Source organism: Candidatus Microbacterium phytovorans (assembly GCA_029202445.1).
In the GTDB taxonomy this organism is placed as follows: Bacteria; Actinomycetota; Actinomycetes; order Actinomycetales; family Microbacteriaceae; genus Microbacterium; species Microbacterium phytovorans.
On the sequence record CP119321.1, the window covers coordinates 736,050 to 761,566 of the forward strand.

The window sequence follows — 25,517 nt, forward strand, 5'->3', positions numbered from 1 at the left end:
AGGTCGTCGGAGCCCGGAGCGTGCGGCCGCGGCGACGAGATCCCGCCTGCCGTCAGTGGCCCGCAGTATCCCAATCGCCGCCGCGACCGATCTGCACATCGAGCGGTACCGACAGATCGGCGGCATCGCCCATCCGGGCACGCACGATGCCCTCGACGGCATCCCACTCCCCCTCGGCGACCTCGACGACCAGTTCGTCGTGGATCTGGAGGAGCACGCGCGATGCGAGTCCCCGCGTCACGAACTCGTCGTGAATGCGGAACAGCGCGATCTTCATGATGTCGGCGGCGCTCCCCTGGATGGGGGCGTTGAGGGCGGCGCGCTCGGCGTTCTCCCGCAGCACCCGGTTGGGACTGGCCAGATCGGGGAACGGACGGCGCCGACCGAAGATGGTCTCCGTGTAGCCGTCGATCCGCGCCTGCCCGACCGAGGAGCGGAGGTAGTCGCGCACGGCCCCGAACCGGGCGAAGTACTCGGTCATGAGCTGCTTGGCTTCGGCCTGTTCTATGCGCAGCTGCTTGGAGAGCCCGAACGCACTCAAACCGTAGACGAGGCCGTACGACATGGCCTTCACCTTGGTGCGCATCGCCGGTGTGACATCGCTCGGCTCCACGCCGAACACTCGGGCGCCCACGAAACGGTGGAGGTCTTCACCCGAATTGAACGCCTCGATGAGACCGGGGTCTGCCGACAGGTGCGCCATGATGCGCATCTCGATCTGCGAGTAGTCCGCGGTGAGGAGCGTCTCGTATTCGGCGCCCACCTGGAAGGCCGCGCGGATACGCCGGGACTCCTCGGTGCGGATAGGGATGTTCTGCAGGTTGGGATCGGTGCTGGACAGGCGTCCCGTCTGGCTGCCCGTCTGCACGTAGGTCGTGTGGATGCGTCCGTCCGCCGCGATCGCGGCATCGAGCGACTCGATGATCTGCCGGAGCTTCGTGGCCTCGCGGTGCTGAAGCAGCAGATCCAGGAAGGGGTGCGGGTGCGATTCCTGCAGATCTGCGAGGACCGCGGCATCCGTCGAGTAGCCGGTCTTCGTCTTGCGCGTCTTGGGGAGCTGCAGCTGCTCGAACAGCACCTCCTGGAGCTGCTTGGGCGACCCCAGGTTCACCTCGCGATCGATCTCAGCATAGGCGAGCTGGGCGACGGCGTCGGCGCGCGCGCCCAGATCTGCCGAGAACGACGACAACTGCTGGTGCGAGACCGCGACGCCCGCGAGCTCCATGTCGGCGAGGGCATCGAGCGTCGGCAGCTCGATCTCGGTCAGGACGCGCGAGACGCTGTCGGGCAGTTCCGCCCGGATGGCCTCGGTCACCCGGAGGACGTACCACGACAGCTGCCCCGGTGTCGCGCCCTCGGTCTCGGGAACGAGCTGAGTGGGGTCTGCCTCCGGCAGCTTCTCATCGAGGTAGCGCCCCACGAGGTCGCCGAGGCCCTTGTCGGGGAAGCTCGGACGCAGGAGCCAACCGGCCAGCAGCGGGTCGAACGTGAGACCGCCCAGACGGATGCCGGCACGTCGCAGTGCCTTCACCTGCGGTTTCGCGTCGGACACGGCCTTCGGCGCGTCGCCCTCGAGCCACGGACGAAGTGCCGCCTCGACCTCGGCCGACCACGTCGCTTCGACGGCGCCCTGCATCGTCGCGAGGCCGATGCGCTGCGGTAGCCCGCCGGAAAGCGTGAGCGTCAGTCCCACGGTCGCCCCCTCCGCCGCGGCGACCCAGGCGGCGAGGCCCGCGGCATCCGGTTCGGCGGGCACGGGAGCGTCGGCGACGGGTGCTTCGTGCGCGGTGTCGCCCGACTCCCCCATCGCCTCGAACACGCGCGGGAGCAGGGTGCGGAACTCGAGGCGCGCGAAGATGTCGCGGACCTGCTCGGCGTCGATCGGGCGCACCGCGAGGTCGGCGGGCGTGACGTCGAGGTCGACATCGCGCAGGAGCGCGTTGAGCGTGCGATTGCGGCGCACGGTGTCGAGATGGTCGCGGAGGTTGCCTCCCACGACGCCCTTGATCTCATCGGCACGATCGAGCAGGGATTCGAGCGAACCGAACTGCGTGAGCCACTTGACGGCGGTCTTCTCGCCGACCTTCGGCACGCCGGGGAGGTTATCGCTGGTCTCGCCGACCAGCGCCGCGATGTCGGGATAGTTCGCGGGGGGAAGCCCGTACTTCTCGACGACGGCGTCGGGTGTGTACCGCTTGAGCTGCGACACGCCCTGCACGCTCGGGTAGAGAAGGGTGACGTCGTCGGTGACGAGCTGGATCGTGTCGCGGTCGCCCGAGCACACCAGCACGTCGTAGCCCTGCGCGGCACCCTCGGTGGCGAGGGTGGCCAGGATGTCGTCGGCCTCGACGCCCTCGCGCGTGAGCACGGTCACGTTCATGGCGGCGAGACAGTCCTGCAGGAGCGGGATCTGCCCCTTGAACTCGGCGGGCGATTCGGAGCGGTTCGCCTTGTACTCGGCGTACTGCTCGGTGCGGAACGAGTGGCGCGAGGTGTCGAAGGCCACCGCGAGGTGCGTCGGCTTCTCGGCCTTCACGAGGTTCACGAACATCGACAGGAACCCGTAGATGCCGTTGGTGTGCTGCCCGTCCTTCGTCGAGAAGTTGTCGACCGGGAGGGCGAAGAATGCGCGATAGGCCAGCGAATGGCCGTCGACGACGAGAAGGGTAGGCTTTCCGGAGTCCGTCACCCTGCAAGCCTAGACGCGAGGGCGGACACCCCGAACGGCCCCCTTCGAAGGTGAGCGATGAAGCCCGATTCCGCCCCCGCCGCATCCGATCGACCCGACTCGTCCGACGCGTCCGCCGGCCTGGAGTGGGCCGCCCGCCGAGGGATGGGTGCGCTTGCCGAGAAGATGGGCATGCAGTTCCTCGAGTTCTCGGTCGATCGGTGCGTCGCCACGCTTCCGGTCGAAGGCAACACGCAGCCGGTGGGCCTGATGCACGGCGGGGCATACGTCGTGCTCGGTGAGTCGCTCGGCTCGATGGCGGCGAACCTGCATGCCGGCCCGGATCGGCTCGCCGTCGGCGTCGACATCAACGCGACCCACACCCGTTCGGCCACGTCGGGCACCGTGACGGGCGTGTGCACGCCCGTGCATCTCGGTCGCAGCATCACGGTGCACGAGATCGTCGTCACCGACGATCAGGGGCGCCGGTGCTCCACGATCCGGATCACGAACATGATCCGCGACCTCGCTCAGCGCTGACGCGCGGCCGCTCGATCGCGGCTCAGCCTCCCTGGGCCCCAGCTTTCTGGGGCTCAGCCCTTCTTGGGCGACAGCTGCTCGATGATCGCCTTCGCGACGTCCTGCATGGTCAGTCGGCGGTCCATCGACGCCTTCTGAATCCAGCGGAAGGCCTCCGGCTCGCTCAGACCCATCTTCTCGTTCAGAAGGCCCTTGGCACGGTCGACGAGCTTGCGGGTCTCGAACCGCTCCACCATGTCGGCGACCTCGGCCTCGAGCGTGATGATCTGCTCGTAGCGGGCCAGCGCGATCTCGATCGCCGGCAGCAGGTCGTTCGGGGTGAACGGCTTCACGACGTAGGCGAGGGCACCTGCCTCGCTCGCGCGCTCCACGAGCTCCTTCTGGCTGAATGCGGTGAGGAGCACGACGGGCGCGATGTGCGCTTTGCTGAGCTTCTCCGCGGCGCTGATGCCGTCGAGGACGGGCATCTTCACGTCCATGATCACGAGGTCGGGCCGAAGCTCGGTGGCCAGCTGTACGGCGGTCTCGCCGTCGCCTGCCTCACCCACCACGTCGAACCCGCTGTCGCGGAGGATCTCGACGATGTCGAGGCGGATCAGCGACTCGTCCTCAGCGACGACGACGCGTCGGGGGGCGGGTGCCGTGGCGGCTGCGCTCAGTTCCTGCTCTGTCACCTGTCCATCCTAGAGCCAGGACCGTGCCTGCTTCTGCGGTATCGTCGATTCGACGTGCGCCGGTGTGGCGGAATGGCAGACGCGACCGACTCAAACTCGGTTGCCCGCGAGGGCGTGTGGGTTCGACTCCCACCACCGGCACGACAACACTCGGAAAACGACGAAGAGCGGATGCCGTCCGGCATCCGCTCTTCGTCGTTCGACCTACTTGGCAGCCTGGTAGATCGGCGCCTTGCCATGCACGGCGTCGCCGATCCGGTGCACCCGGATGTCGTTGGTCGAGCCGATGATTCCGGGAGGCGAGCCGGAGATCACGACGACCTTGTCACCCTCTTCGGCGAGCTTGTTGTTCAGGAAGAACTCGTCCACCTGCACGAACATCAGGTCGGTGTGCTCGACGTGCTCGACGAGGGTCGACTGCACGCCCCAGGTCAGCGCCATCCGGCGTCGGATGGCGGGATCGACGGCGAAGGCCATCATGGGGATGCCGGAGCGCAGACGCGACATCCGGCGCGCGGTGTCGCCGGACTCGGTGAAGATCGCGATGTACTTCGCTTCGACGAACTCGGCGACATCGTGAGCGGCGAGTGTGATGATGCCGCCCTGCGTGCGCGGCTTCGCCGTGAACGGACGAATGCGCTCGAGGCCGTGCTCCTCGGTGGACTCCACGATGCGCGCCATCGTCTCGACGACGACGACGGGGTATTTGCCGACGCTCGTCTCGCCCGAGAGCATGACCGCATCCGCGCCGTCGAGGACGGCGTTGGCGACGTCGCTCGTCTCGGCGCGCGTGGGAACCGGGTTCTCGATCATCGTCTCGAGCATCTGCGTAGCGACGATGACGGGCTTCGCCATGCGGCGGCAGAGCTCGACCGCACGCTTCTGCACGATCGGCACGGCTTCCAGCGGAAGCTCGACACCCAGGTCGCCGCGGGCGACCATGATGCCGTCGAAGGCGTCGATGATCTCTTCGAGGTTGTCGACCGCCTGCGGCTTCTCGATCTTGGCGATGACGGGGACCTTGCGGCCCTCCTCCGCCATGATCTCGTGGACCCGCGTGACGTCGGCGGCGTTGCGCACGAACGACAGCGCGATGATGTCCGCACCGGCCTGGAGGCCCCAGCGCAGGTCGGCCTCGTCCTTCTCGGACAGCGCCGGCACGCTCACGGCCACGCCGGGCAGGTTGATGCCCTTGTTGTTGGAGACAGGACCGGCGACGATGACCTTCGTCGTCACCACGGGGCCGTCGACGCTCTCGACCTGGACGCGCACCTTGCCGTCGTCGATGAGCAAGAAGTCGCCGGGCTTGACGTCCCCGGGAAGCCCCTTGAAGGTCGTGGAGACGAGCTCCTTGGTGCCGGGGACGTCTTCCGCGGTGATCTTGAAGATGTCACCGACGGCGAGTTCGTGCGGGCCGTCGGTGAACTTGCCGAGCCGGATCTTCGGTCCCTGCAGGTCGACGAGGATGGCGACGGCGCGACCGGAGTCGTCGGCGGCCTTGCGGACGTTGGCGAAGCGGACCTCGTGCTCCGCATACGATCCGTGGCTGAGGTTCATGCGGGTCACGTCGACACCGGCGTCGATGATCGCGCGGATCATCTCATACGACTCGGTGGCGGGACCCAGGGTTGCGACGATCTTCGCGCGTCTCACTGACTGACTCTCCGGTCTGTGTTTGGTTGTTCGGGAAGGATTTCCAGCCTACGCGGGCTGGAGGCCGATAGCGATGTCGGTCGGGCGCACGGGCGACGGCAAAGTCGTCCGGCCCATGAGGTACTCGTCCACGGCCGCGGCGGCGGCACGACCCTCGGCGATCGCCCACACGATGAGCGACTGACCGCGGCCCGCGTCACCCGCGACGAAGACGCCCGGGGTGGTCGACTGGTAGTCGTCGCCGCGCTCGACATTGCCGCGGCCCGTGAACACGGTACCGAGCTGGTCCTCGAGGGCGCTGCGCTCCGGGCCGGTGAAACCCATCGCGATGAGTACCAGGTCAGCCGGGATCTCGCGCTCCGTGCCGCTCTTGGGCACGCGACGGCCGTCGGAGGTGTACTCGGTCTCCGCGATCCGCAGCGCACGGACCTCCCCCGCATCGTTCGCGAGGAACTCGACCGTCGAGGCGAGGAACGTCCGCTCGCCGCCTTCTTCGTGCGCGGACTGCATCTCGAACACCGTCGGCATCATCGGCCACGGCTGGTGGTCCGGGCGCTGGGAGGGCGGCTGCTTGCCGATCGCGAGGTTGGTGACGCTGAGCGCCCCCTGGCGGTGCGCCGTGCCGATGCAGTCGGCTCCCGTGTCGCCGCCACCGATCACGATGACGTGCTTGCCTTCCGCGTGGATCTGGTGCGGAACCTGGTCGCCCGCGACCGCCTTGTTGGACTCGACGAGGTACTCCATGGCGAAGTGGACGCCGTCGAGGTCGCGCCCCGGGATGGAGAGGTCGCGAGGGAGCGTGGAGCCCGTGGCGACGACGACCGCGTCGTAGCGCGCCCGCAGGTCGTCCCACGAGATGTCCCGCCCGATCTCGACACCCGCCCGGAAGCGAGTGCCCTCGTCCTGCATCTGACGCAGGCGCGACTCGAGATGGCGCTTCTCCATCTTGAAGTCGGGGATGCCGTAACGCAGCAGCCCGCCGATGCGGTCGTCTCGTTCGTAGACGGCGACCGTGTGGCCGGCGCGGGTGAGCTGCTGCGCGGCGGCGAGCCCCGCGGGACCGGAACCGACGACCGCGACGGTCTTGCCGGTGAGGCGGCCCGGCGGCTCGGCTTCGACCCAGCCGTTCGCGAAGGCCTCGTCGATCGTGCTGACCTCGATCTGCTTGATCGTGACGGCGGGCTGGTTGATCCCGAGCACGCACGAGCTCTCGCAGGGTGCCGGGCACAGCCTGCCGGTGAACTCCGGGAAGTTGTTCGTCGCGTGGAGCCGCTCGATCGCAGCGCGGCCCTCGCCGCGCCACATCAGGTCGTTCCACTCCGGGATGAGGTTGCCCAGCGGACAGCCCTGATGGCAGAACGGCACACCGCAGTCCATGCAGCGTCCGGCCTGGCGTCGGAGCACGGCCGAGTCGCCCGGCTCGTACACCTCTTTCCAGTCCATGATGCGGACGGGAACGGGCCGGCGCGGCGGGAGCTCGCGCTCGGTGGTCTTCAGGAAGCCCTTCGGGTCAGCCACCGGTCACCTCCAGGATGCGGTTCCAGACGACGTCGCCGTCGGGGTCCAGCCCCTCGGCGGCCGCCTCCTGGCGGGTCTGCAGCACCGCGGCGTAATCGCGCGGCAGGACACGGACGAAGTTCGCGATCTCGGCGTCGAAGTCGTCCAACATGCGCGCCGCGAGCGTCGATCCCGTCTCGGCGACATGCTGCTCGAGCAGATCGCGGAGAATCTCGGCATCCCCCGAACCGAGATCGAGGAGCTCGAGCTCGCCGTTCGCGATCGCCTCTCGGTTGACGAGGCTGCGATCGAGCTTGTAGACGTAGGCGGAGCCGCCCGACATACCGGCGCCGAGGTTCCGGCCCGTGGTGCCGAGGATGACCGCCAGGCCTCCGGTCATGTACTCCAAGGCATGGTCGCCCACGCCCTCGACGACGGCGGTCGCGCCGGAGTTGCGAACGAGGAAGCGCTCCCCCACGACGCCGCGCAGGAACATGGTGCCCTGCGTTGCGCCGTAGCCGATGACGTTGCCGGCGATGACGTTCTGAGAAGCGTCGAAGGTCGCCGACTTCGGCGGACGCACGACGACCTGACCGCCCGACAGTCCCTTGCCGACGTAGTCGTTGGAGTCGCCCTCGAGTCGCAGGGTGATGCCCGCGGGGAGGAACGCACCGAACGACTGACCGGCAGAACCCGTGAGGTTCACCTCGATGGAGCCGGACGGCAGTCCGTTCGCGCCGTGTGCGAGCGTGACGCGGTTGCCCAGCATGGTGCCGACGGCGCGCTCGGTGTTGCGGATCGGCAGGTCGATCGAGATGTGACCGCCGTGGGCGATGACATCCTGCGCGCGCTCGATCAGGCCCACATCGAAGTGCTCCTCGAGCTCGTGGTTCTGCGTGCGCATCGCGCGGCGCGGCGCTTCGGGCGCGAACGCGGGGCCGTGGAGGATCGGCGTCAGATCGAGACCGTTCGCCTTCCAGTGATCCACGGCGCCGTTCACGTCGAGGAGGTCGTTTCGACCGATCGCCTCGTCGAGGCTGCGGAAGCCGAGCTCGGCGAGATACTCGCGGACCTCCTCCGCGATGAACTCCATGAAGTTGACGACGAACTCGGGCTTGCCGCTGAACCGGCTGCGCAGCACCGGGTTCTGCGTCGCGACGCCGACGGGGCACGTGTCGAGGTGGCAGACGCGCATCATGATGCAGCCTTCGACCACGAGCGCCGTCGTCGCGAAGCCGAACTCCTCGGCGCCCAGCAGCGCCGCGATGATGACGTCGCGGCCCGTCTTCAGCTGCCCGTCTGCCTGCACCACCACGCGGTCGCGCATGTCGTTGAGCATGAGCGTCTGCTGTGTCTCGGCGAGGCCGAGCTCCCACGGCGTACCCGCGTGCTTGAGCGAGTTCAGAGGGCTCGCGCCGGTGCCGCCGTCGTGTCCGGAGACGAGGATGACGTCGGCAAGGGCCTTGGCGGTGCCCGCCGCGACCGCGCCGATGCCGGACTGGCTGACGAGCTTGACGTGCACGCGGGCAGCCGGGTTGGCCCGCTTCAGGTCGAAGATCAGCTGCTTGAGGTCCTCGATGGAGTAGATGTCGTGGTGAGGCGGCGGCGAGATGAGCCCGACGCCGGGCGTGCCGCCGCGGGTGCGTGCGATCCACGGATACACCTTGCCGGGCGGCAGCTGACCACCCTCGCCGGGCTTGGCGCCCTGCGCGAGCTTGATCTGGATGTCCTCGGCGTGAGTGAGGTACATGCTCGTCACACCGAACCGACCCGACGCGACCTGCTTGATCGCGCTGCGCCGCTCGGGGTCGAGGAGACGATCGACGTCCTCGCCGCCTTCGCCGGTGTTGGACTTCGCGCCCAGCCGGTTCATGGCGATCGCAAGCGTCTCGTGCGCCTCCTTGGAGATGGAGCCGTAACTCATGGCACCCGTAGAGAACCGCTTCACGATGGACGACACCGGCTCGACCTCGTCGATCGGCACCGGCGGCCGCTGACCCGACTTCAGCCGGAACATGCCGCGCAGCGTCTTCAGTTCGGCGGCCTGGTCGTCGACGAGCTTGGTGTACTCCCGGAACACGTCGTAGCGCCGGGTCCGCGTCGAGTGCTGAAGCCGGAAGACCGTGTCGGGGTTGAAGAGGTGCGGAGCCCCGTCACGACGCCACTGGTACTCGCCGCCCGTCCAGAGCCGCTCGTGGGCACGCGCCGCCCCGTCCTCCGGGTAGGCGAAGTCGTGACGCGCCTGGTTCTCGATGGCGATCTCGGCGATGCCGATGCCAGCGAGCTTGGTTTCGGTGCCGGTGAAGTAGCGGTCGACGAACTCCTGCGAGAGACCGACCGCCTCGAAGACCTGAGCTCCGGCGTACGACGACACCGTGGAGATGCCCATCTTCGACATGATCTTCAGGACGCCCTTGCCGAGCGCGTAGATGAGGTTCTTCACCGCCTTCTCAGGGGTGACGCCGGTGATGTACCCGGCGCGGACGAGATACTCCGCGGTCTCCATCGCGAGGTACGGGTTCACCGCCGACGCGCCGTAGCCGATCAGTGTCGCGACGTGGTGCACCTCACGGACATCGCCGGCCTCGACGACGAGACCGACCTTCATGCGGTTCTCGCGTCGGATGAGATGGTGGTGGACGGCGGACAGCGCGAGGAGCGACGGGATGGGGACGAGGTCCTTGTTCGAGTCGCGGTCGCTCAGGATGATGAACTCCGCGCCGTCGGCGATCGCCGCGTCGACCTCGTCGCACATCGCCGCCAGCCGCGACTCGAGCGCGTCGGGTCCCTGCTCGACGTGATAGAGGCCGCGGATCGTCACCGAACGGCGACCGGGCAGAGCCTTGTCGATGTTCTGGAGCTTCGCGAGTTCATCGTTGTCGATGACCGGGAAGTCCAGCGTCACGGTGCGCGTGTGCTCCGGTCCCCACTCGAGCAGGTTGCGCTCGGGGCCGAGACCCAGGGAGAGCGACGTGACGACCTCTTCGCGGATGGAGTCCAGCGGCGGGTTGGTGACCTGCGCGAACTGCTGCGTGAAGTAGTCGAAGAGCAGGCGCGGGCGCTTGCTCAACACCGCGATCGGCGCGTCGGAGCCCATGGCACCCAGCGGCTCGGCACCGGTCTGACCCATGGGGGTGAGGAGGATCTTGATCTCCTCCTCCGTGTAGCCGAAGGTGCGCTGGCGTCGTGTGATGGAGGCGATGGGGTGCACGATGTGCTCCCGCTCGGGAAGATCCTTCAAGCGCACCCGACCGGCATCCAGCCACTCCTGCCACGGCTCGAGTGCGGCAAGCTGCGCCTTGACTTCCTGGTCTTCGATGATTCGCCGCTGGGCGGTGTCGACGACGAACATGCGGCCGGGGCGCAGGCGGCCGCGGCGACGGATGCGCTCGGGCTCGAAGTCCAGCACCCCGGTCTCGCTGCCGATGACCACGAGACCGTCGGTCGTCTCGGTCCAGCGTCCCGGACGCAGGCCGTTGCGGTCGAGGGTGGCGCCCACGAGCGTGCCGTCGGTGAAGATGAGCGCGGCCGGCCCGTCCCACGGCTCCATCTGCATCGAGTGGTACTCGTAGAACGCGCGCAGGTCCGGGTCGATGTCCGCCTGCTTCTCGTAGGCCTCGGGCACCATCATCATGATCGCGTGTGGCAGGCTGCGGCCGGTGAGCGTCAGGAGCTCCAGCACCTCGTCGAACGACGCCGAGTCGCTCGCGCCATCGGTGCAGATCGGCAGAAGCGGACGGATGTCGCCGAGCAACTCGGACTCGAGCTGCGACTGGCGTGCGCGCATCCAGTTGCGGTTGGCGCCCACGGTGTTGATCTCGCCGTTGTGGGCGAGCATGCGCAGCGGCTGCGCGAGGGGCCAGGAGGGGAACGTGTTGGTCGAGTAGCGCGAGTGCACGACCGCCAGCTCGCTCGTAAAGCGCTCGTCCTGCAGGTCGGGGTAGAACGGCTCGAGCTGGAGGGTCGTGACCATGCCCTTGTAGCCGATCGTGCGGCTGGAGAGCGAGACGAAGTATGCGCCCAGTTCGTGCTGCGCGCGCTTGCGCAGGCGGTAGGTGCGCCGGTCGAGTGCGATGCCCGACAGCGCCGGCGCATCGCCGACGGCGGGACGGGAGAGGAAGATCTGCTCGAACGACGGACGCGCCTCGAAGGCCAGCTTGCCGAGGTTGTCGTCGGCGGTCGGCACGTTGCGCCAGCCGAGCACGGTGAGACCTTCGGAGGCGGCGAGGCGGTCGATGTCGGCCTTCAGCGCCTGGCGGGCGGACTCCTCCAGCGGGAGGAACGCGAGTCCGGCCGCGTACTCGCCGACCGGCGGGAGGTCGAAGTCGACGACCGCCCGGAAGAAGTCGTCGGGCATCTGGGTGAGGATGCCGGCGCCGTCGCCCGTTCCCGCGTCGGACCCGATCGCGCCGCGGTGCTCGAGGTTGCGCAGCGCCGTGAGGGCGAGCTGAACGATGTCGTGGCCGGCTTCGCCGCGCAGCGTCGCGACCATGGCCAGACCGCACGCGTCCTTCTCGAACGCGGGGTTGTACATGCCCTGCTTCGCCGGGAACCCGCTCGGGCGGTTCGCGGCCATTACCTGACGGGGGCTCGATGGCATACCTGACCGTCCTCACTTGATGCTCAACTGGGACGACGTCGGCCCTGTGGTTACTCGCGCTCCGAGAGACGGTGCGCGGGATTACGGGTGCGCTCGGCGTGTCAACGCTCGGGTGCTATTTCGGGGAGTCGGTGCTTGTGGCTGCGCCCTCGAGAGCTTCGGACGTGGGGGGTGCGCTCACGTCCACGAAGTCATCGGTGTCCTGTGATTGTACAGCCCCGTTGCCGGTCCACTCGCGCCCCGCCACGTAGGGCGAGTGCTCGAAGCCCGGGTGGCGCCGTGTCTGCACGACGAAGATGACGACACCGACGAGCACACCGAAGATCGCCGCCCACACGTTCGTGCGCAGACCGAGGTAGACCTCGCTCGGATCGATGCGGATCGACTCCCACACGATGCGGCCCGCCGAGTACCAGACGAGGTAGAGCGCGAACAGGCGGCCCCACTGCAGGCGGAACTTGCGACCGGCCCACAGCAGCACGAGCACACCGAGAGTGTTCCACACGACTTCATAGAGGAACGTGGGGTGGAACAGCGTCCCCTCCGGCAGACCCGCCGGCCAGGCGGCGTTCGGGTAGTCGATCTCCAGGCCCCAGGGCAGGTCGGTCGGGAGCCCGAACAGTTCCTGGTTGAACCAGTTGCCGAATCGCCCGAGCGCCTGCGCGAGCAGCAGGCCGGGGGCGAGGGCGTCGGCGAAGCTCCAGAAGCGGATGCCGGTCCACCGGCATCCCAGCCAGGCACCGACGGCGCCGCCGATGAGGGCGCCGTAGATGGCGATGCCGCCCTCCCAGATGCGGAAGATGGCCCAGATGTCCTTGTCGTCGCCGAAGTAGAAGCCCGGGTGGGTGACAACGTGGAAGATCCGCGCCGCGATGATCGCGATCGGCACGGCCAGCAGGGCGATGTCGACGACGACCCACGGCTCGGCACCGCGCTTGGTCAGCCGGTAGTTGGTCAGCAGGGTGGCTACGACGATCCCCGCGAGGATGCACAGCGCGTAGAAGTGGATCGTCAGAGGACCGATCGGGAACGAGCTGATGTCGGGGCTGGGGATGCTGGTGAAGACCGAGGCGGGTGAGAACACGATGGGCAGTCTACTTCGCCCGCTCAGCGCGCCGCGCCGGCGGCCAGCTGCCGCGCTTCGGCGGCGAGACCCTCGACGCCGCCGTCGCGCAGCGCGCGCACGAGTGCGGTGCCCACGATGGCGCCGTCGGCGTAGTCGAGCACGCTGCGCACCTGGTCGGGTGTCGAGATCCCGATGCCGACGCACGCGTGCTCGGCGCCGTGTTCGCGCAGGCGCGCGACGAGACCGCGGGCCGCGGCATCCAGTTCTGCCCGCTCCCCCGTGATTCCCATGGTCGAGACCGTGTAGACGAATCCCGTGGAGTGCCGCACGATGAGCCCGAGCCGCTCGTCGGTCGAGGTGGGGGCGGCCAGGAAGACGCGATCGAGGCCCGTGCGCTCGGAGGCGGCGATCCACTCGCCGGCCGCATCGGGGGTGATGTCGGGCGTGATGAGGCCTGCTCCGCCGGCGGCGAGGAGTTCGTCGGCGTAGCGGTCGACGCCGAACTGGAGCACCGGGTTCCAGTAGGTCATGACGAGTACCGGCACATCGACGCGCGACGTGATCTCCCGCAGCGCCGTGAACGTGTCGCGGAGGCGGAAACCGCCGGCCAGCGCGACCTGGGTGGCCTCTTGGATGACGGTGCCGTCCATGACGGGGTCGGAGTACGGCGGACCGAGTTCGAGCACGTCCGCGCCGTTCTCGGCGAGGGCGACCGCCGCCTCGATGCTGGTCTGCAGATCGGGGTAACCCAACGGGAGATAGCCGACGAACGCCCCACGGCCTTCGGCGCGGGCGGCCTCCAGTGCCTGGGCGACGCGGCTCACAGCTCGGTCCCCTCGCCCTTGGCTTCGGGCGCCTGAGGTCCGGCCTCGACGGGGTCGGCACCCTCGTCGTACAGACCGAACCACTTCGCGGCCGTGTCCATGTCCTTGTCACCGCGCCCGGACAGGTTCACGGCGATGACGGCGTCGGGGCCGAGCTCGCGTCCCAGGCGCAGCGCGCCGGCGAGGGCATGCGCCGACTCGATCGCGGGGATGATGCCCTCGGTGCGCGACAGCAGTCGCAGCGCATCCATGGCCTCCGTGTCGGTGGCCGGGATGTACTCGGCGCGGCCGATGTCGGCCAGCCACGCGTGCTCGGGACCCACGCCCGGGTAGTCGAGACCGGCGGAGATGGAGTGGGACTCGATCGTCTGGCCGTCCTCGTCCTGCAGCACGTACGTCTTCGCGCCGTGCAGCACTCCCGGACGACCGCGCCCGATGGATGCCGCGTGGCGCGGCGTGTCGACGCCGTCACCGGCCGCCTCCACACCGAAGAGCTTCACGCCGTCGTCATCGAGGAAGGCGTCGAACATCCCGATCGCGTTGGAGCCGCCGCCGACGCAGGCGATGACGGCGTCCGGGAGGCCACCCGTCTCGTCGAGGAGCTGCTGACGCGCCTCCTCGCTGATGACCTTCTGGAAGTCGCGGACCATCGCCGGGAAGGGGTGCGGCCCGGCCGCCGTGCCGAAGATGTAGTTGGTGGTCTCCACGGAGGCGACCCAGTCGCGGTAGGCGTCGTTGATCGCGTCCTTCAGGGTGCGCGAGCCTGTCGTGACAGGCACGACCTCCGCGCCCAGGAGTCGCATCCGAGCGACGTTGAGCGCCTGGCGCTGGGTGTCGACCTCGCCCATGTAGATGGTGCACTCGAAGCCGAAGAGGGCGGCAGCGGTGGCGGTGGCGACACCGTGCTGCCCCGCGCCCGTCTCGGCGATCACGCGTGTCTTGCCCAGACGCTGGGTGAGAAGCGCCTGACCGAGCACGTTGTTGATCTTGTGGGAGCCGGTGTGGTTGAGGTCTTCGCGCTTGAGGAAGATCCGCGCGCCGCCGGCGTGCTCCGCGAAACGCGGCACCTCGGTGAGCGGCGACGGCCGACCCGCGTACGAGTGGAGAAGGCGGCGGAACTCCGCATCGAATGCGGGGTCGGCCTTTGCCGACTCGTACTCGGCCGTGAGCTCGTCGATGGCCGCGATGAGCGACTCGGGCATGAACCGGCCCCCGAAGTCGCCGAAGAACGGCCCGTGGACATCGCGCAGACTCATACGCCGGCCTCCAGGAAAGCGTGCAGGGTGGCGACGGGGTCGCCGGTGACCAGCGCCTCGCCGATGAGCACCACGTCGGCACCCGCCGCGCGGTAGTGGGATACATCGGCCGGTGAGAGCACCGCCGACTCGGCGATCTTGACCGCGTCGGCCGGGAGATCGTCGTGGAGGCGCCCGAAGAGGTCGCGGTCGAGTTCGAAGGTCGACAGGTCGCGGGCGTTGACGCCGACCAGGCGTGCGCCGATGTCGGCCGCGCGCAGCACCTCATCGCGGGAATGCGTCTCGACCAGGGGCGTCATTCCGAGCTCGAGGACGAGCTCGTGCAGTTCGGCCAGCAGTGGCTGTTCCAACGCCGCGACGATCAGCAGGACGAGGTCGGCGCCGGAAGCGCGAGCCTCGAGCACCTGGTAGGGCGTGGCGATGAAGTCCTTGCGCAACACCGGGAGCGTGACGCGGGACCGTACGGCCTCCAGATCGGCGAGGCTCCCACGGAAGCGGCGCCCCTCCGTGAGCACCGAGATGGCCGAGGCCCCGCCCTGCTCGTAGAGAGCGGCCTGGTGAGCCGGGTCGGGGATCTCCGCGAGGTGCCCGCGGGACGGGCTCGCGCGCTTCACCTCGGCGATGATCTTCACCCGGTCGGCGGGAGCGAGCGCCTGCAGGGCGTCTCGCGCGGGTGCCTGCGCGAGCGCTGCTCGCTCGACGTCGGCCAGAGGCCGGTCGACGGCGCGCGTCTCGGCATCCTCCACCGCGCCGGCGGTGAGGTCGGCGAGCACGTCAGTGCTGCTTCGGGCTGTACTTGGCGCCGTTCACGCCGTAGCCGGCACGAGCGAGCACCCAGCCCGACAGAGCGCCGACCACGAGAAGACCCACCGAGATCCAGACGAGGATCGGCATCTCGAGGAAGAAGAAGAGCGTGCCGAGGGAGATCGCCACGAGCATGATCACGACGGCCGTCCAGGCAGCCGGCGAGTGTCCGTGGCCGGGGTCGTCGATGGGGTTGCTCATGGTTCTCCTTCGCGTGGCGGTTCGCTTCCGCCAGTCTAGCGGGCGGTCCCGCCCGCGCTGACCGGCATGGAGAGGGCGTTCACGCGGTGGGATCGTCGCCGCGGGAGAGGTCGTCCCAGGAGTCGATGGCGTCGTGCGGGCGCGAGCCGGCACCGACGTCCGCCGTCTCCGTGCGGTAGCGGCGTCCCGCTCCCGGCCAGCGGTGAGCGGTGACCACGGTCGCGACTCCGCCGGCAGCGAGGGCGATCGAGGCGACGACCGTGATGAGCGGCCACGGTGTGGAGATGATCTCGGCGACGAGCGCACGCACGGTCTCGGCCCCGGCGAGGCCGGTTGCCTCCGTGACAGCGCCGGCGACGGCATCCACGGGGTGTTCGACGAGGATCCTCGCGGCAGCGACGGCGAGCGACGCCCCGATCGCGATCGCGAGCGCGCCGAAGACGTACCGCAGGACGCGCCCGACGATGGACAGCGCCAGGGCAAGGGCGAGCGCGGCCAGGCTCAGGGGCGCGAGCAACGGCACGGCGGCCGCGCCGGCGACGGCGAGTGGCGCATTCGTGGCGCCGCGGAGGGTGACGTCGAGCCAGGTCTGCGTGGAGGCGATGAGTGCCACCGCCGCCGCCACGAGGATCGTCAGCACGCTCAAGGAGCGCAGTCGGCGCGTCATGCCGTTTCCGTGACGGGATGCAGGTCGTCGGCGTCGAAGCAGGTGCGGTCGCCGGTGTGACAAGCGGCCCCGATCTGGTCCACCGAGATCAGGAGCGTGTCGCCGTCGCAGTCCAGCCGTGCGCCCTTGACGAGTTGGATGTGGCCGGACGTATCGCCCTTCCGCCAGTACTCCTGGCGTGAGCGCGACCAGAACGTCACGCGTCCGGTCGTGAGCGTGCGACGGAGAGCCTCGGCATCCATCCACCCGAGCATCAACACCTCGCGGGAGTCGTGCTGTTGAATGATCGCCGGCACGAGCCCGTCGGGGGTGAACGTGACGCGTTCGATGGCGCGTTCGGGTTCGAGCGTCGCATCGATGCTGTCTTCGCTCATGCGCGCACCTCGATCCCCTCGGCGACCAGCGCCGCCTTCACGTCGCCGATCGTGAGCTGACCGGAGTGGAACACGGATGCCGCGAGCACCGCGTCGGCGCCCGCCTCGAGGGCGGGGGCGAAATGCTCGGCAGCCCCGGCGCCACCGGAGGCGATCACGGGCACCGAGGACAGTTCGCGCATGAGGCCGACCAGTTCGAGGTCGAACCCGTCCTTCGTGCCGTCCGCGTCGATGGAGTTGACGAGGAGCTCCCCGGCGCCGCGATCGATGGCTTCCCGGGCCCAGTCGAGGGCGTCGATCGTCGTCAGGCTGCGTCCGCCGTGCGTGGTCACGACGAACCCGGAGTCCGTGCCGGGTGCGCGCTTGACGTCGAGGGAGAGGACGAGCACCTGTGCTCCGAACCGATCGGCGATCTCGTCGATCAACTGAGGGCGTGCGATGGCGGCGGAGTTGACACCCACCTTGTCGGCGCCCACTCCGAGCAGACGGGCGACGTCGTCGGTCGAGCGCACTCCCCCGCCGACGGTCAGGGGGATGAACACTTCCTCGGCCGTGCGGCGGACCACGTCGTATGTGGTCGAGCGGTCATCGACAGTGGCGGTGACATCGAGGAAAGTGAGTTCGTCGGCGCCCTGCGCGAAGTATCGCCGCGCGAGCTCGACCGGGTCGCCCATCTCGCGGAGGTTCTCGAAGTTGACGCCCTTGACGACCTTGCCGTCCTTGACGTCCAGACACGGGATGACGCGGCAGGCGAGAGTCATGATCGCTGTCCCCGCATGTCAGAGCCTCGCATTGTGGATCGCCGTCACGAGGATGGCGCGGGCACCGATCGCGTAGAGCGCGTCCATGACTTGATTGACCGTCTTGCGCGGGCTCATGACGCGCACGGCGACCCACGCCGGGTCGCGCAGCGGAGAGATCGTGGGCGACTCGATGCCGGGCGCGATCGCGACGGCCGCATCGACGAGCTCAGCGGGGAGGTCGTAGTCGATGAGCACGTACTGCCGGGCCACCATGACGCCGCGCAGCCGACGCAACAGGATCTCCGTGCCGTCCGCCTCCGTCGGTGCGCCGATCAGGACGGCTTCGGATTCGAGGAGGATCGGGCCGAAGATCTCCAGCCCCGCCTGCTTGAGGGTGGTGCCGGTCGACACGACGTCGGCGACGGCATCGGCAACCCCCAACTCGACCGCCGACTCCACGGCGCCGTCGAGCGGGACGAGGTCGACGGCGACGCCGTGCTCGTCGAGGTACGCGTCGACGAGACCCGGGTACGCGGTCGCGACCCGCACGCCCTCGAGGTCGCGCAGCTCGTGGAAACGTCCGGGCGGACCGGCGAAGCGGAAGGTCGAGGCCCCGAAGCCGAGCTTCTCGATCTCGCGGGCGCCCGGCATCCGCGCGTCCAGGAGCAGGTCGCGGCCCGTGATGCCGACATCGAGGGCGCCGGAGCCGACGTAGGTCGCGATGTCCTTCGGGCGGAGGTAGAAGAACTCGACCTCGTTGACCGGGTCGATGACGTGGAGGTCTTTCGGGTCGCGGCGGCCGGTGTATCCGGCCTCCGCGAGCATGTCGGTCGTGGTCTCGGCCAGCGATCCCTTGTTCGGCACGGCGATTCGCAGCATGGTGCAGAGCTTTCGGTGTCAGAGCGGTCGGCGTCGGGAGCGGCGCTCAGAGATGTCGGTACACGTCCTCGGGCGTGAGACCCTTCGCGAGCATCAGCACCTGCAGGTGATACAAGAGCTGGGAGATCTCCTCCGCCGTCTCGGCGTCGGACTGGTACTCCGCCGCCATCCAGACCTCGGCGGCCTCCTCGACGATCTTCTTGCCGATGGCGTGGACGCCGGCATCCAGCTGCGCGACCGTGCCCGAACCCTCGGGACGCGTCGCCGCGATCTCGGTGAGCTCGGCGAACAGCGCGTCGAAGGTCTTCACCCTCCCAGGCTACCGGTCCCCGCGGGCGCCCGGTGCGCGTGTGACCGGTGCGGGAGGCCGCGGCCTCGCGGGGCGTGACCCCGCCGCCGTCAGTGCCGGTGCGCGCCCGCCTCGGCGCGAAGCCGAGCGATCGCCTGCTCGGGGTCGGCTGCTCCGAAGACGGCGGACCCCGCGACGAAGGTGTCCGCACCGGCCTCCGCGGCCTGGCCGATCGTTGCCTCGCCGATCCCGCCGTCCACCTGCAGCCATACCTGCGCACCGCGGCGACGGGCCTCGTCGCGGAGGAGGGCGAGCTTGGGCATCTGGTCGGCCAGGAACGACTGCCCGCCGAACCCCGGCTCCACCGTCATCACGAGGATCTGGTCGAACTCGTCGAGCACGTCGAACAGGCCCTCGACGGGCGTCGCGGGCTTCACGGCGACACCCGCGCGAGAACCGATCGCGCGCAGTCGCCGGGCGAGGGCGACGGGGTCTGCGGCGGCTTCGAGGTGGAACGTCACCGAGGCCGCTCCGATCTCTGCGTACCCCGGGGCCCAGCGGTCGGCGTCCGAGATCATGAGGTGCACGTCGAGGGGAATCGGGCTCGTGGCCTGAATGCGTTCGACCATCTGCGGTCCGAAGGTGAGGTTCGGCACGAAGTGGTTGTCCATCACGTCGACGTGAACGAAATCGGCGGTGGCGATTCGTGCGAGTTCCGCCTGCATGTTCACGAAGTCTGCGGCGAGGATGCTGGGGTTGATGCGGAGGTCGGCGCCGGTCACGGCACCACCCTAGTCGAGCGCTCCGGTGGGGCTGCCTCGCCCGATCGTCGACTCACCGGCGGCGCAGCAACGAGATGGACATCGCGTCCGTGCCGTGACGATGCGGCCACAGCTGCGCGCGCCCCGAACCGTCCGCGGGCGTCGGCAGGTCGACATCGCTCGAGGCGAGGGATGCCACGACCGCGCGCGCGTCGAGCTCCTCGAGGTCGTCGCCGACGTCGCGCCGGACCTCGGCGACGACGGCCGCCGTCTCGGCCAGGTGCGGCGAGCACGTGACGTAGGCGACGATCCCGCCCGGGGCGAGCGCTCCGACCGCGGCGCGCAGCAGCTCCCCCTGCAGCGCCGCCAGCTCGGGAACGTCCGCGGGAGACTTCCGCCACCGCGCCTCGGGGCGACGACGCAGGGCGCCGAGCCCGGTGCAGGGTGCATCGACGAGGATGCGGTCGTACCGGCCGTGCCCGGCACGCGTGCGACCGTCTTCCTCGGACACGGGTACGGCGAGCGGCACCCCGGCCACCGAGTCGCGGACGAGTCCGGCGCGCGCCGGTGAGATCTCGTTGGCCTCCAGCGTCGCGCCGTGGGCGACGGCCTCGGCCGCCAGCACCGCCGTCTTGCCGCCGGGGGCGGCGCACAGATCGAGCCATCGCTCGCCGGCGCGGACGTCGGCGGCCCGCGTCAGCGCGAGCGCCGCCAGCTGCGAGCCCTCGTCCTGAACGCGCATTCGACCGTGGGATGCCGCCACGAGCGCCCCCGGGTCTCCCCCGCCCAGATGGAATCCGATCGGGGAGAGCGCCGTCCGCGTGCGGTCGCCCGGCACCTCCGCGAGGCCCGGAAGCGCGGTCATCGTCACACCGGGTGCGGCATTGTCCGCATCCAGCAGCGCCACGAGCTCGTCGGCGCGTCCTTCCGCGGCCAGGGCCCGGCGGAACGCGCGGATGATCCAGACCGGGTGGGAGTGGCGCGCGGCGAGCCGCTCGTCGTCTGAGCGGGCGAGATCGTCGAGTCGGGTGTGCCACTCCTCGGCCGAGCGCTCCGAGACGCGCCGCAGGACGGCGTTGGCGAACTTCGCCGCAGACGGTCCGGCGGCCGCTCGCACCTGTCGCACCGTCTCATTGACGGCGGCGTGGGCGGGCGTGCGCATCGACAGCAACTGATGCACGCCGAGGCGCAGAGCGTCGCGCACCGGCGGATCGATCCGCTCCATGTCGCGCCCCGCCGCGTCGGCGATGATCGCGTCGTACGTGCCCTCGCGCCGGAGCGTGCCGTACGCCAGCTCGGTCGCCAGCGCAGCATCGGCCCCGGACAGTCCCGCGCGGGCGATCTCACGCGGCAGGAGGAGGTTGGCGTAGGCGTCGGATTCGTGGACGGCGCGCAACGTGTCGTACGCCACCCATCGCGGGCTGGTCATGACGCGCTCCCCCCGTCTGCAGCGACGTCGGTCGCAAGCTCCTCGACGCGGAGTCCGCGCCACCAGTCGGCGGCACGCATGGCGGCCTTCCCTGCGGGCTGAACCGAGAGGAGCGACACGGTGCCGTCGGCCGTGCCGACGGTCGGCAGGCCATCACGCAGGGCGATGCGCCCCGGGGGCAACGACCGGTCTTCGGGACCGCGCTGCGCCGCCAGGACCTTGAGCCGGACGCCGCCGACGAGCGTGTGCGCTCCCGGCTCCGGCGTCGTGCCGCGATAGCGGTCGAGGACGGCGGTCGCCGACGCCGAGAAGTCGAGCCTGCCGTCGGCCAGCGTCAGCTTGGGAGCCAGCGTCGGCTCCCCCGACTGCGGCGTCGCCAGAGCAGTGCCCGCGCCGATCGCATCGACGACATCGCGAAGGAGGTGCGAGCCGCGGTCGGCGAGGGCCTCGAGCACGTCGCCGGCCGTGGCATCCGTCGGCACCTCGTAGCGGAGCTCTCCGAACACGTCACCCGCGTCGAGAGCCGGCACGAGCTGGAACACCGCCGCACCGGTCGTGCGGTCGCCCGCGATCAGGGCGTGCTGCACAGGCGCCGCACCTCTCCAGCGCGGCAGAAGGGAGAAGTGGAGATTGATCCACCCGTGCGTCGGAAGCGACAGGAGCGGTTCGCGGACGAGCCCGCCGTAGGCGACGATCACACCGAGATCCGGTCGCAGCGCGTCGACGGCCGCGGTGGCCTCGGCATCCAGCCGGTCGGCCTTGATCACCGACACGTCGTAGGCGGTCGCGGCCGCGGCGACGGCGGACGGCGTGAGGACGCGCTTGCGGCCCTGCGGGGCGTCGGTGCGGGTCACGACCCCGACGAGGTCGTGGGCCGATTCGGCCATGGCGTGGAGAGAGGGCACCGCCGGCTGGGGCGTCCCGGCGAAGACGATGCGCATGCGGGTTCCTGGGTGGGTCGAAAGCAGAAGGGAGGGACGGGCTAGAGATCGAGCTCGGGGACGTCCAGTCGCACCCTGAGTGTAGTCGGCGTGCCTCCGCGAGGCGGCCGGCCGGCGCCACGAGCCGCGCGTCGGCCGCGGAGAGCGTCGGCGACGACCTCCGCGCGCAACGCCTCCGCGACCGCACGGCCGTGGGCGTACTCGAAGCGCACGAGCGCCCGCACGGCGCCTTCGGACACAGGAACCGGGCCGAGCACCGCAGCGGGGCCGAGCGCGGGCACCTCGGCGCGCACCCGCGCGAGGGCGGCCGTGACCGCCGCCGTCGTGCCCTCCACCGTCGCCACCCGCACGACGGGGGGCATGTGGAGGGGCGTGCGGTCGGCGAGCTCCGCGCGTGCGTAGGCCGGTTGGGTCCAGGTGGCGAGGGCGCGGGACACCGGCCCCGTCACACCGACCAGGTGCACGGGGGCGCCGGGTGCGGCGAGGGAGGCGGCGTTGGACCACCACCGCAAGCACGCCTCGCCGATGCGCAACTGCTCGGCGAGGAGCATCTTGTCGCCGTCGAGGAGGAGGACGGCGCTGTAGCCGCCCGCCACGATCGGCTCGGCGCCGCGCGTGGCGATCACGAGGGCGGGCCGGTTGTCCAGCTCGACCACGGGATGAGCGCCGTCGGAGACGATGACGCGAGTGTTCGGGAATGCGCGCCCCAGCTCGTCGGCGGTCCGCTCCGATCCCGACGACGCCATGCGCAGCCGCTCCGACGAGCAGTTCGCGCACGACCAGTGCGGATGCGAGCGACCGCACCACCCGCAGTCGGGGGCGCTCCCGGCGCGGCGAGCGTGAAGCGGCCCCGCGCAGTGCGGGCACCGGGCGGGCGTCCGACAGTCCGCGCACACGAGCACCGGCGCGTAGCCGGGTCGGGAGACCTGAACGAGCACCGGACCGTGGGTGAGGGCTTCGCGTGCCGCCGCGAACGCGGCCGACGGTACCCGCTGCCCTCTGACCGCGCCCTCTTGGGTGCCCGAGAGGACGACACGCGGACTCTCGCGTCGTGCCGTGCCGATCGCGCGCACCCATCCGAGATGGACGAGTCGTTCCACATCCGTCGTGCGGGAGTGACCGGCGAACACGAGCGCCGACGCTTCGTCCTCCTGCCGCACGAGGGCGGCGTCACGGGCATGGACCCCCGGACTCAACGGCTCCGCGAGAAGGGGGTCGCCGTCGTCCCACAGCGCCACGAGCCCGACGTCGTGCGCGGGCGCGTACACGGTCGAACGGTTGCCGACGACGATGCACGGCACCGGGTGCAGCAGCCGCAGGTAGGTCGCGTACCTCTCGGGACCGGACCGTCGCGCATCGTCGCGGACGACGGCAGCGTCCGGCACGCGCTCCGCCAGTGCAGCCAGCACCTGGGACTCGTCGCGATGGTCGGGCACGACGAGAACGGCGCTGCGCCCGGCGGCGAGCCGCTCCACGGCCATCGCCGCGAGCACCTCCGCCCATCGCCCCCACGGACGGTCGGGCGAGGGACTCGGCGGTGCGTCGAGCGCCAACCGCTCCCCCGCGGAGAGCGCGTCACGCAGTCCCGGATAGGCGTCGAGGATGCCGTATGCCCACGCGAGATGCTCGGGTGCCACGTCGGGAGCCGGCGGAGGGTCGGCGGCGAGCCACGTCTTCTCGGCGCGCACCATGCGTTTGGGGATGACGAGGCGCAGGATGTCGACCGCCGAGCCGGCTGCGCGGTCAGCGACCCGTCGTGCGAGTGCGAAGAGCGCGTCGGGCAGGACGACGACGGGCGAGACGACGCTGTCGACCTCCGACAGCGGGCGCTCTGGAGCCGCGGTGGTGACCACCTCCAGGACGTACGCCTCGACGAGGCGCCCCGCCGTGCGCAGCGGCACCTTCACCCGGATACCCGGCACGACGACGCTCTGCAGAGCCGCCGGGACGGCGTAGTCGAACGGCCGATCGAGCTGTGGCAGCGGCGAGTCGACCAGAACGCGGGCGACGGTGACCACGGCGGGCGTCAGAGGCCTGCAGCGGCGCGGAGTTCCTCGACGCGGTCGGTGCGCTCCCAGGTGAAGTCGGGCAGTTCGCGCCCGAAGTGACCGTAGGCGGCCGTCTGCGCGTAGATGGGGCGCAGCAGGTCGAGGCGATCGATGATGGCCTGCGGGCGCAGGTCGAAGGCGTCGCGGATCGCGTCGCTGATCACCTCGTCGGAGACGTGGCCGGTGCCGAACGTCTCGACGTAGAGACCGACCGGAGCGGCCCGGCCGATCGCATACGCGACCTGTACTTCGAGCCGGTCGGCGAGCCCCGCCGCGACGGCGTTCTTGGCCACCCAGCGCATGGCGTACGCCGCGGAGCGGTCGACCTTGGAGGGGTCCTTGCCGCTGAAGGCTCCGCCGCCGTGCCGCGACGCGCCGCCATAGGTGTCGATGATGATCTTGCGCCCGGTGAGGCCCGCGTCTCCCTTGGGGCCGCCGATGACGAAGGGGCCGGCAGGGTTGATGACGTACTCGACGTCGCCGATCTCGAGTCCGGTCTGGGTGATGACGGGGTCGATGACCTCCGCGCGCACCGCTGCCCGCAGCGCGGCGAGCGAGATATCGGGGTTGTGCTGTGTGGACACGACGACGGTCTCCACGGTGCGCGGAACGTGCCCGTCGTAGCCGAGGGTGACCTGGGTCTTGCCATCGGGTCGCAGGAACGGCAGTGCGCCACTGCGGCGGGCGTCGGTCAGGCGCTCCGCGATGCGGTGGGCCGTCCAGATCGCCATCGGCATGAGCTGGGGCGTCTCGTTGGTGGCGTAGCCGAACATGATGCCCTGATCGCCGGCGCCGAGCGCGTCGACGGGGTCGACCGAGCCCTCTTCGCGGTGCTCGATGGCGTTGTCGACGCCAGCAGCGATGTCGCCCGACTGCTCCCCGATCGAGACGGTCACTCCGCACGAGTCGCCGTCGAAACCGGTCTCGCTGGACGTGTATCCGATGCGGTTGACGACGCTGCGCACGATCCCGGGGATGTCGACGTAGCCGTCGGTGCGCACTTCGCCGGCCACGTGGACGAGGCCCGTCGTCACGAGCGTCTCGACGGCCACCCGGCTGCTCGGGTCCACGGCCAGGAGGGCGTCGAGCACGCTGTCGGAGATCTGGTCGCAGATCTTGTCGGGGTGGCCCTCGGTGACGGATTCGGAGGTGAACAGGCGCAGCTGAGTCATCGATGCTCCAGACGACGGACAGAATCGGGGGTGTTAACCATCATGCCCGCGTCTCCCGACACAGCGGGCGACGCGGGCACGGAGACGCCATACGGCGTCACGGATCAGTCGAGCGAGCGCAGGCGCAGCTTGTCCTCGTGGATCTCGTGCAGAGCGATCGTGAGGGGCTTGTCCTCGACGGTCGAGTCGACGAGCGGCCCCACGTTGTCGAAGAGGTTCCCCTCGTGCAGGTCGGAGTAATAGTCGTTGATCTGACGCGCCCGCTTGGATGCGTAGATCACGAGCTGGTACTTCGAGTCGACCTTCTCGAGCAGCGCGTCGATGGGCGGGTCGATGATGCCCTGGTCACGAGTAGCCATGTGGGACCTCCTGGATCGGATGGCGGTGGGAAATCTGCGAGCCTCGCGTGTCGTCCCGTCGGACGACGCGGT

General features: G+C 69.8%; 22 protein-coding genes and 1 tRNA gene. 2 read left to right on the forward strand and 21 right to left on the reverse strand.

Annotated features, from left to right (window positions below; translation table 11 throughout):
• Nucleotides 1-52: 52 nt before the first annotated feature.
• Nucleotides 53-2,689, reverse strand: coding sequence for a DNA polymerase I (gene polA / locus P0Y48_03520; protein ID WEK14294.1), 2,637 nt, complete (start codon nucleotides 2,687-2,689; stop codon nucleotides 53-55).
• A 144-nt stretch (nucleotides 2,690-2,833) separates the two neighbouring features.
• Here polA and P0Y48_03525 point away from each other — a divergent pair, with 144 nt between their 5' ends.
• A complete protein-coding gene (locus P0Y48_03525) occupies nucleotides 2,834-3,208 on the forward strand; it encodes a hotdog fold thioesterase (protein ID WEK14998.1) in 375 nt (124 codons plus the stop codon).
• Nucleotides 3,209-3,261: 53 nt separating this feature from the next.
• Here the strand turns inward: P0Y48_03525 and P0Y48_03530 are convergent, their stop codons facing one another.
• Nucleotides 3,262-3,882, reverse strand: coding sequence for a response regulator (locus P0Y48_03530; protein WEK14295.1), 621 nt, complete (start codon nucleotides 3,880-3,882; stop codon nucleotides 3,262-3,264).
• Between the two features lie 58 nt (nucleotides 3,883-3,940).
• Here P0Y48_03530 and P0Y48_03535 point away from each other — a divergent pair.
• Nucleotides 3,941-4,023: transfer RNA gene (locus P0Y48_03535), tRNA-Leu, on the forward strand.
• Between the two features lie 63 nt (nucleotides 4,024-4,086).
• Here P0Y48_03535 and pyk read toward each other — a convergent pair.
• The 19 genes from pyk to rpoZ form a co-directional block, all read right to left on the reverse strand.
• Nucleotides 4,087-5,535, reverse strand: a complete 1,449-nt coding sequence (gene pyk, locus P0Y48_03540; protein WEK14296.1) for a pyruvate kinase — start codon at nucleotides 5,533-5,535, stop codon at nucleotides 4,087-4,089.
• Between the two features lie 48 nt (nucleotides 5,536-5,583).
• Nucleotides 5,584-7,053 (reverse strand): glutamate synthase subunit beta, encoded by a 1,470-nt coding sequence (locus P0Y48_03545; protein ID WEK14297.1) that lies wholly within the window; start codon nucleotides 7,051-7,053, stop codon nucleotides 5,584-5,586.
• Complete coding sequence (gltB, locus tag P0Y48_03550; GenBank protein ID WEK14999.1) at nucleotides 7,046-11,608, reverse strand: glutamate synthase large subunit; 4,563 nt, start codon at nucleotides 11,606-11,608, stop codon at nucleotides 7,046-7,048. Before gltB ends, P0Y48_03545 begins: the two co-directional genes overlap by 8 nt.
• 139 nt (nucleotides 11,609-11,747) lie before the next feature.
• Nucleotides 11,748-12,716: a prolipoprotein diacylglyceryl transferase gene (gene lgt / locus P0Y48_03555; GenBank protein ID WEK14298.1), complete on the reverse strand. Its 969-nt coding sequence runs from the start codon at nucleotides 12,714-12,716 to the stop codon at nucleotides 11,748-11,750.
• Between the two features lie 23 nt (nucleotides 12,717-12,739).
• The gene (gene trpA / locus P0Y48_03560) at nucleotides 12,740-13,522 is read right to left on the reverse strand and encodes a tryptophan synthase subunit alpha (protein WEK14299.1); all 783 of its coding nucleotides are present in this window, start codon (nucleotides 13,520-13,522) and stop codon (nucleotides 12,740-12,742) included.
• Nucleotides 13,519-14,778 (reverse strand): tryptophan synthase subunit beta, encoded by a 1,260-nt coding sequence (gene trpB / locus P0Y48_03565; GenBank protein ID WEK14300.1) that lies wholly within the window; start codon nucleotides 14,776-14,778, stop codon nucleotides 13,519-13,521. Before trpB ends, trpA begins: the two co-directional genes overlap by 4 nt.
• Nucleotides 14,775-15,551, reverse strand: a complete 777-nt coding sequence (gene trpC, locus P0Y48_03570; GenBank protein ID WEK14301.1) for an indole-3-glycerol phosphate synthase TrpC — start codon at nucleotides 15,549-15,551, stop codon at nucleotides 14,775-14,777. Before trpC ends, trpB begins: the two co-directional genes overlap by 4 nt.
• Before the next feature lies 1 nt (nucleotide 15,552).
• The gene (locus P0Y48_03575) at nucleotides 15,553-15,783 is read right to left on the reverse strand and encodes a hypothetical protein (GenBank protein WEK14302.1); all 231 of its coding nucleotides are present in this window, start codon (nucleotides 15,781-15,783) and stop codon (nucleotides 15,553-15,555) included.
• Between the two features lie 79 nt (nucleotides 15,784-15,862).
• Nucleotides 15,863-16,450 carry a Trp biosynthesis-associated membrane protein gene (locus P0Y48_03580; GenBank protein ID WEK14303.1) on the reverse strand — a complete coding sequence of 196 codons (588 nt, stop codon included), beginning with the start codon at nucleotides 16,448-16,450 and terminating at the stop codon, nucleotides 15,863-15,865.
• Nucleotides 16,447-16,824, reverse strand: coding sequence for a phosphoribosyl-AMP cyclohydrolase (hisI, locus tag P0Y48_03585; GenBank protein WEK14304.1), 378 nt, complete (start codon nucleotides 16,822-16,824; stop codon nucleotides 16,447-16,449). Before hisI ends, P0Y48_03580 begins: the two co-directional genes overlap by 4 nt.
• On the reverse strand, nucleotides 16,821-17,585 hold the full coding sequence (gene hisF, locus P0Y48_03590; protein ID WEK14305.1) for an imidazole glycerol phosphate synthase subunit HisF: 765 nt from the start codon (nucleotides 17,583-17,585) through the stop codon (nucleotides 16,821-16,823). The genes hisI and hisF overlap by 4 nt, the downstream gene beginning before the upstream one ends.
• Nucleotides 17,586-17,603: 18 nt before the next feature.
• Nucleotides 17,604-18,446: an ATP phosphoribosyltransferase gene (gene hisG, locus P0Y48_03595; protein WEK14306.1), complete on the reverse strand. Its 843-nt coding sequence runs from the start codon at nucleotides 18,444-18,446 to the stop codon at nucleotides 17,604-17,606.
• A gap of 46 nt (nucleotides 18,447-18,492) precedes the next feature.
• Nucleotides 18,493-18,756: a phosphoribosyl-ATP diphosphatase gene (locus P0Y48_03600; GenBank protein WEK14307.1), complete on the reverse strand. Its 264-nt coding sequence runs from the start codon at nucleotides 18,754-18,756 to the stop codon at nucleotides 18,493-18,495.
• Nucleotides 18,757-18,845: 89 nt separating this feature from the next.
• Nucleotides 18,846-19,460, reverse strand: a complete 615-nt coding sequence (gene rpe / locus P0Y48_03605) for a ribulose-phosphate 3-epimerase (protein ID WEK15000.1) — start codon at nucleotides 19,458-19,460, stop codon at nucleotides 18,846-18,848.
• Nucleotides 19,461-19,569: 109 nt separating this feature from the next.
• Nucleotides 19,570-20,925 (reverse strand): transcription antitermination factor NusB, encoded by a 1,356-nt coding sequence (locus P0Y48_03610; GenBank protein ID WEK14308.1) that lies wholly within the window; start codon nucleotides 20,923-20,925, stop codon nucleotides 19,570-19,572.
• Nucleotides 20,922-21,866 (reverse strand): methionyl-tRNA formyltransferase, encoded by a 945-nt coding sequence (gene fmt / locus P0Y48_03615; protein WEK14309.1) that lies wholly within the window; start codon nucleotides 21,864-21,866, stop codon nucleotides 20,922-20,924. The genes P0Y48_03610 and fmt overlap by 4 nt, the downstream gene beginning before the upstream one ends.
• A gap of 41 nt (nucleotides 21,867-21,907) precedes the next feature.
• Complete coding sequence (locus P0Y48_03620; protein ID WEK14310.1) at nucleotides 21,908-23,884, reverse strand: primosomal protein N'; 1,977 nt, start codon at nucleotides 23,882-23,884, stop codon at nucleotides 21,908-21,910.
• Between the two features lie 8 nt (nucleotides 23,885-23,892).
• Entirely contained in the window at nucleotides 23,893-25,086 is a 1,194-nt protein-coding gene (gene metK, locus P0Y48_03625; protein WEK14311.1) for a methionine adenosyltransferase, read from the reverse strand.
• Between the two features lie 104 nt (nucleotides 25,087-25,190).
• The gene (rpoZ, locus tag P0Y48_03630) at nucleotides 25,191-25,445 is read right to left on the reverse strand and encodes a DNA-directed RNA polymerase subunit omega (protein ID WEK14312.1); all 255 of its coding nucleotides are present in this window, start codon (nucleotides 25,443-25,445) and stop codon (nucleotides 25,191-25,193) included.
• Nucleotides 25,446-25,517 lie beyond the last annotated feature (72 nt).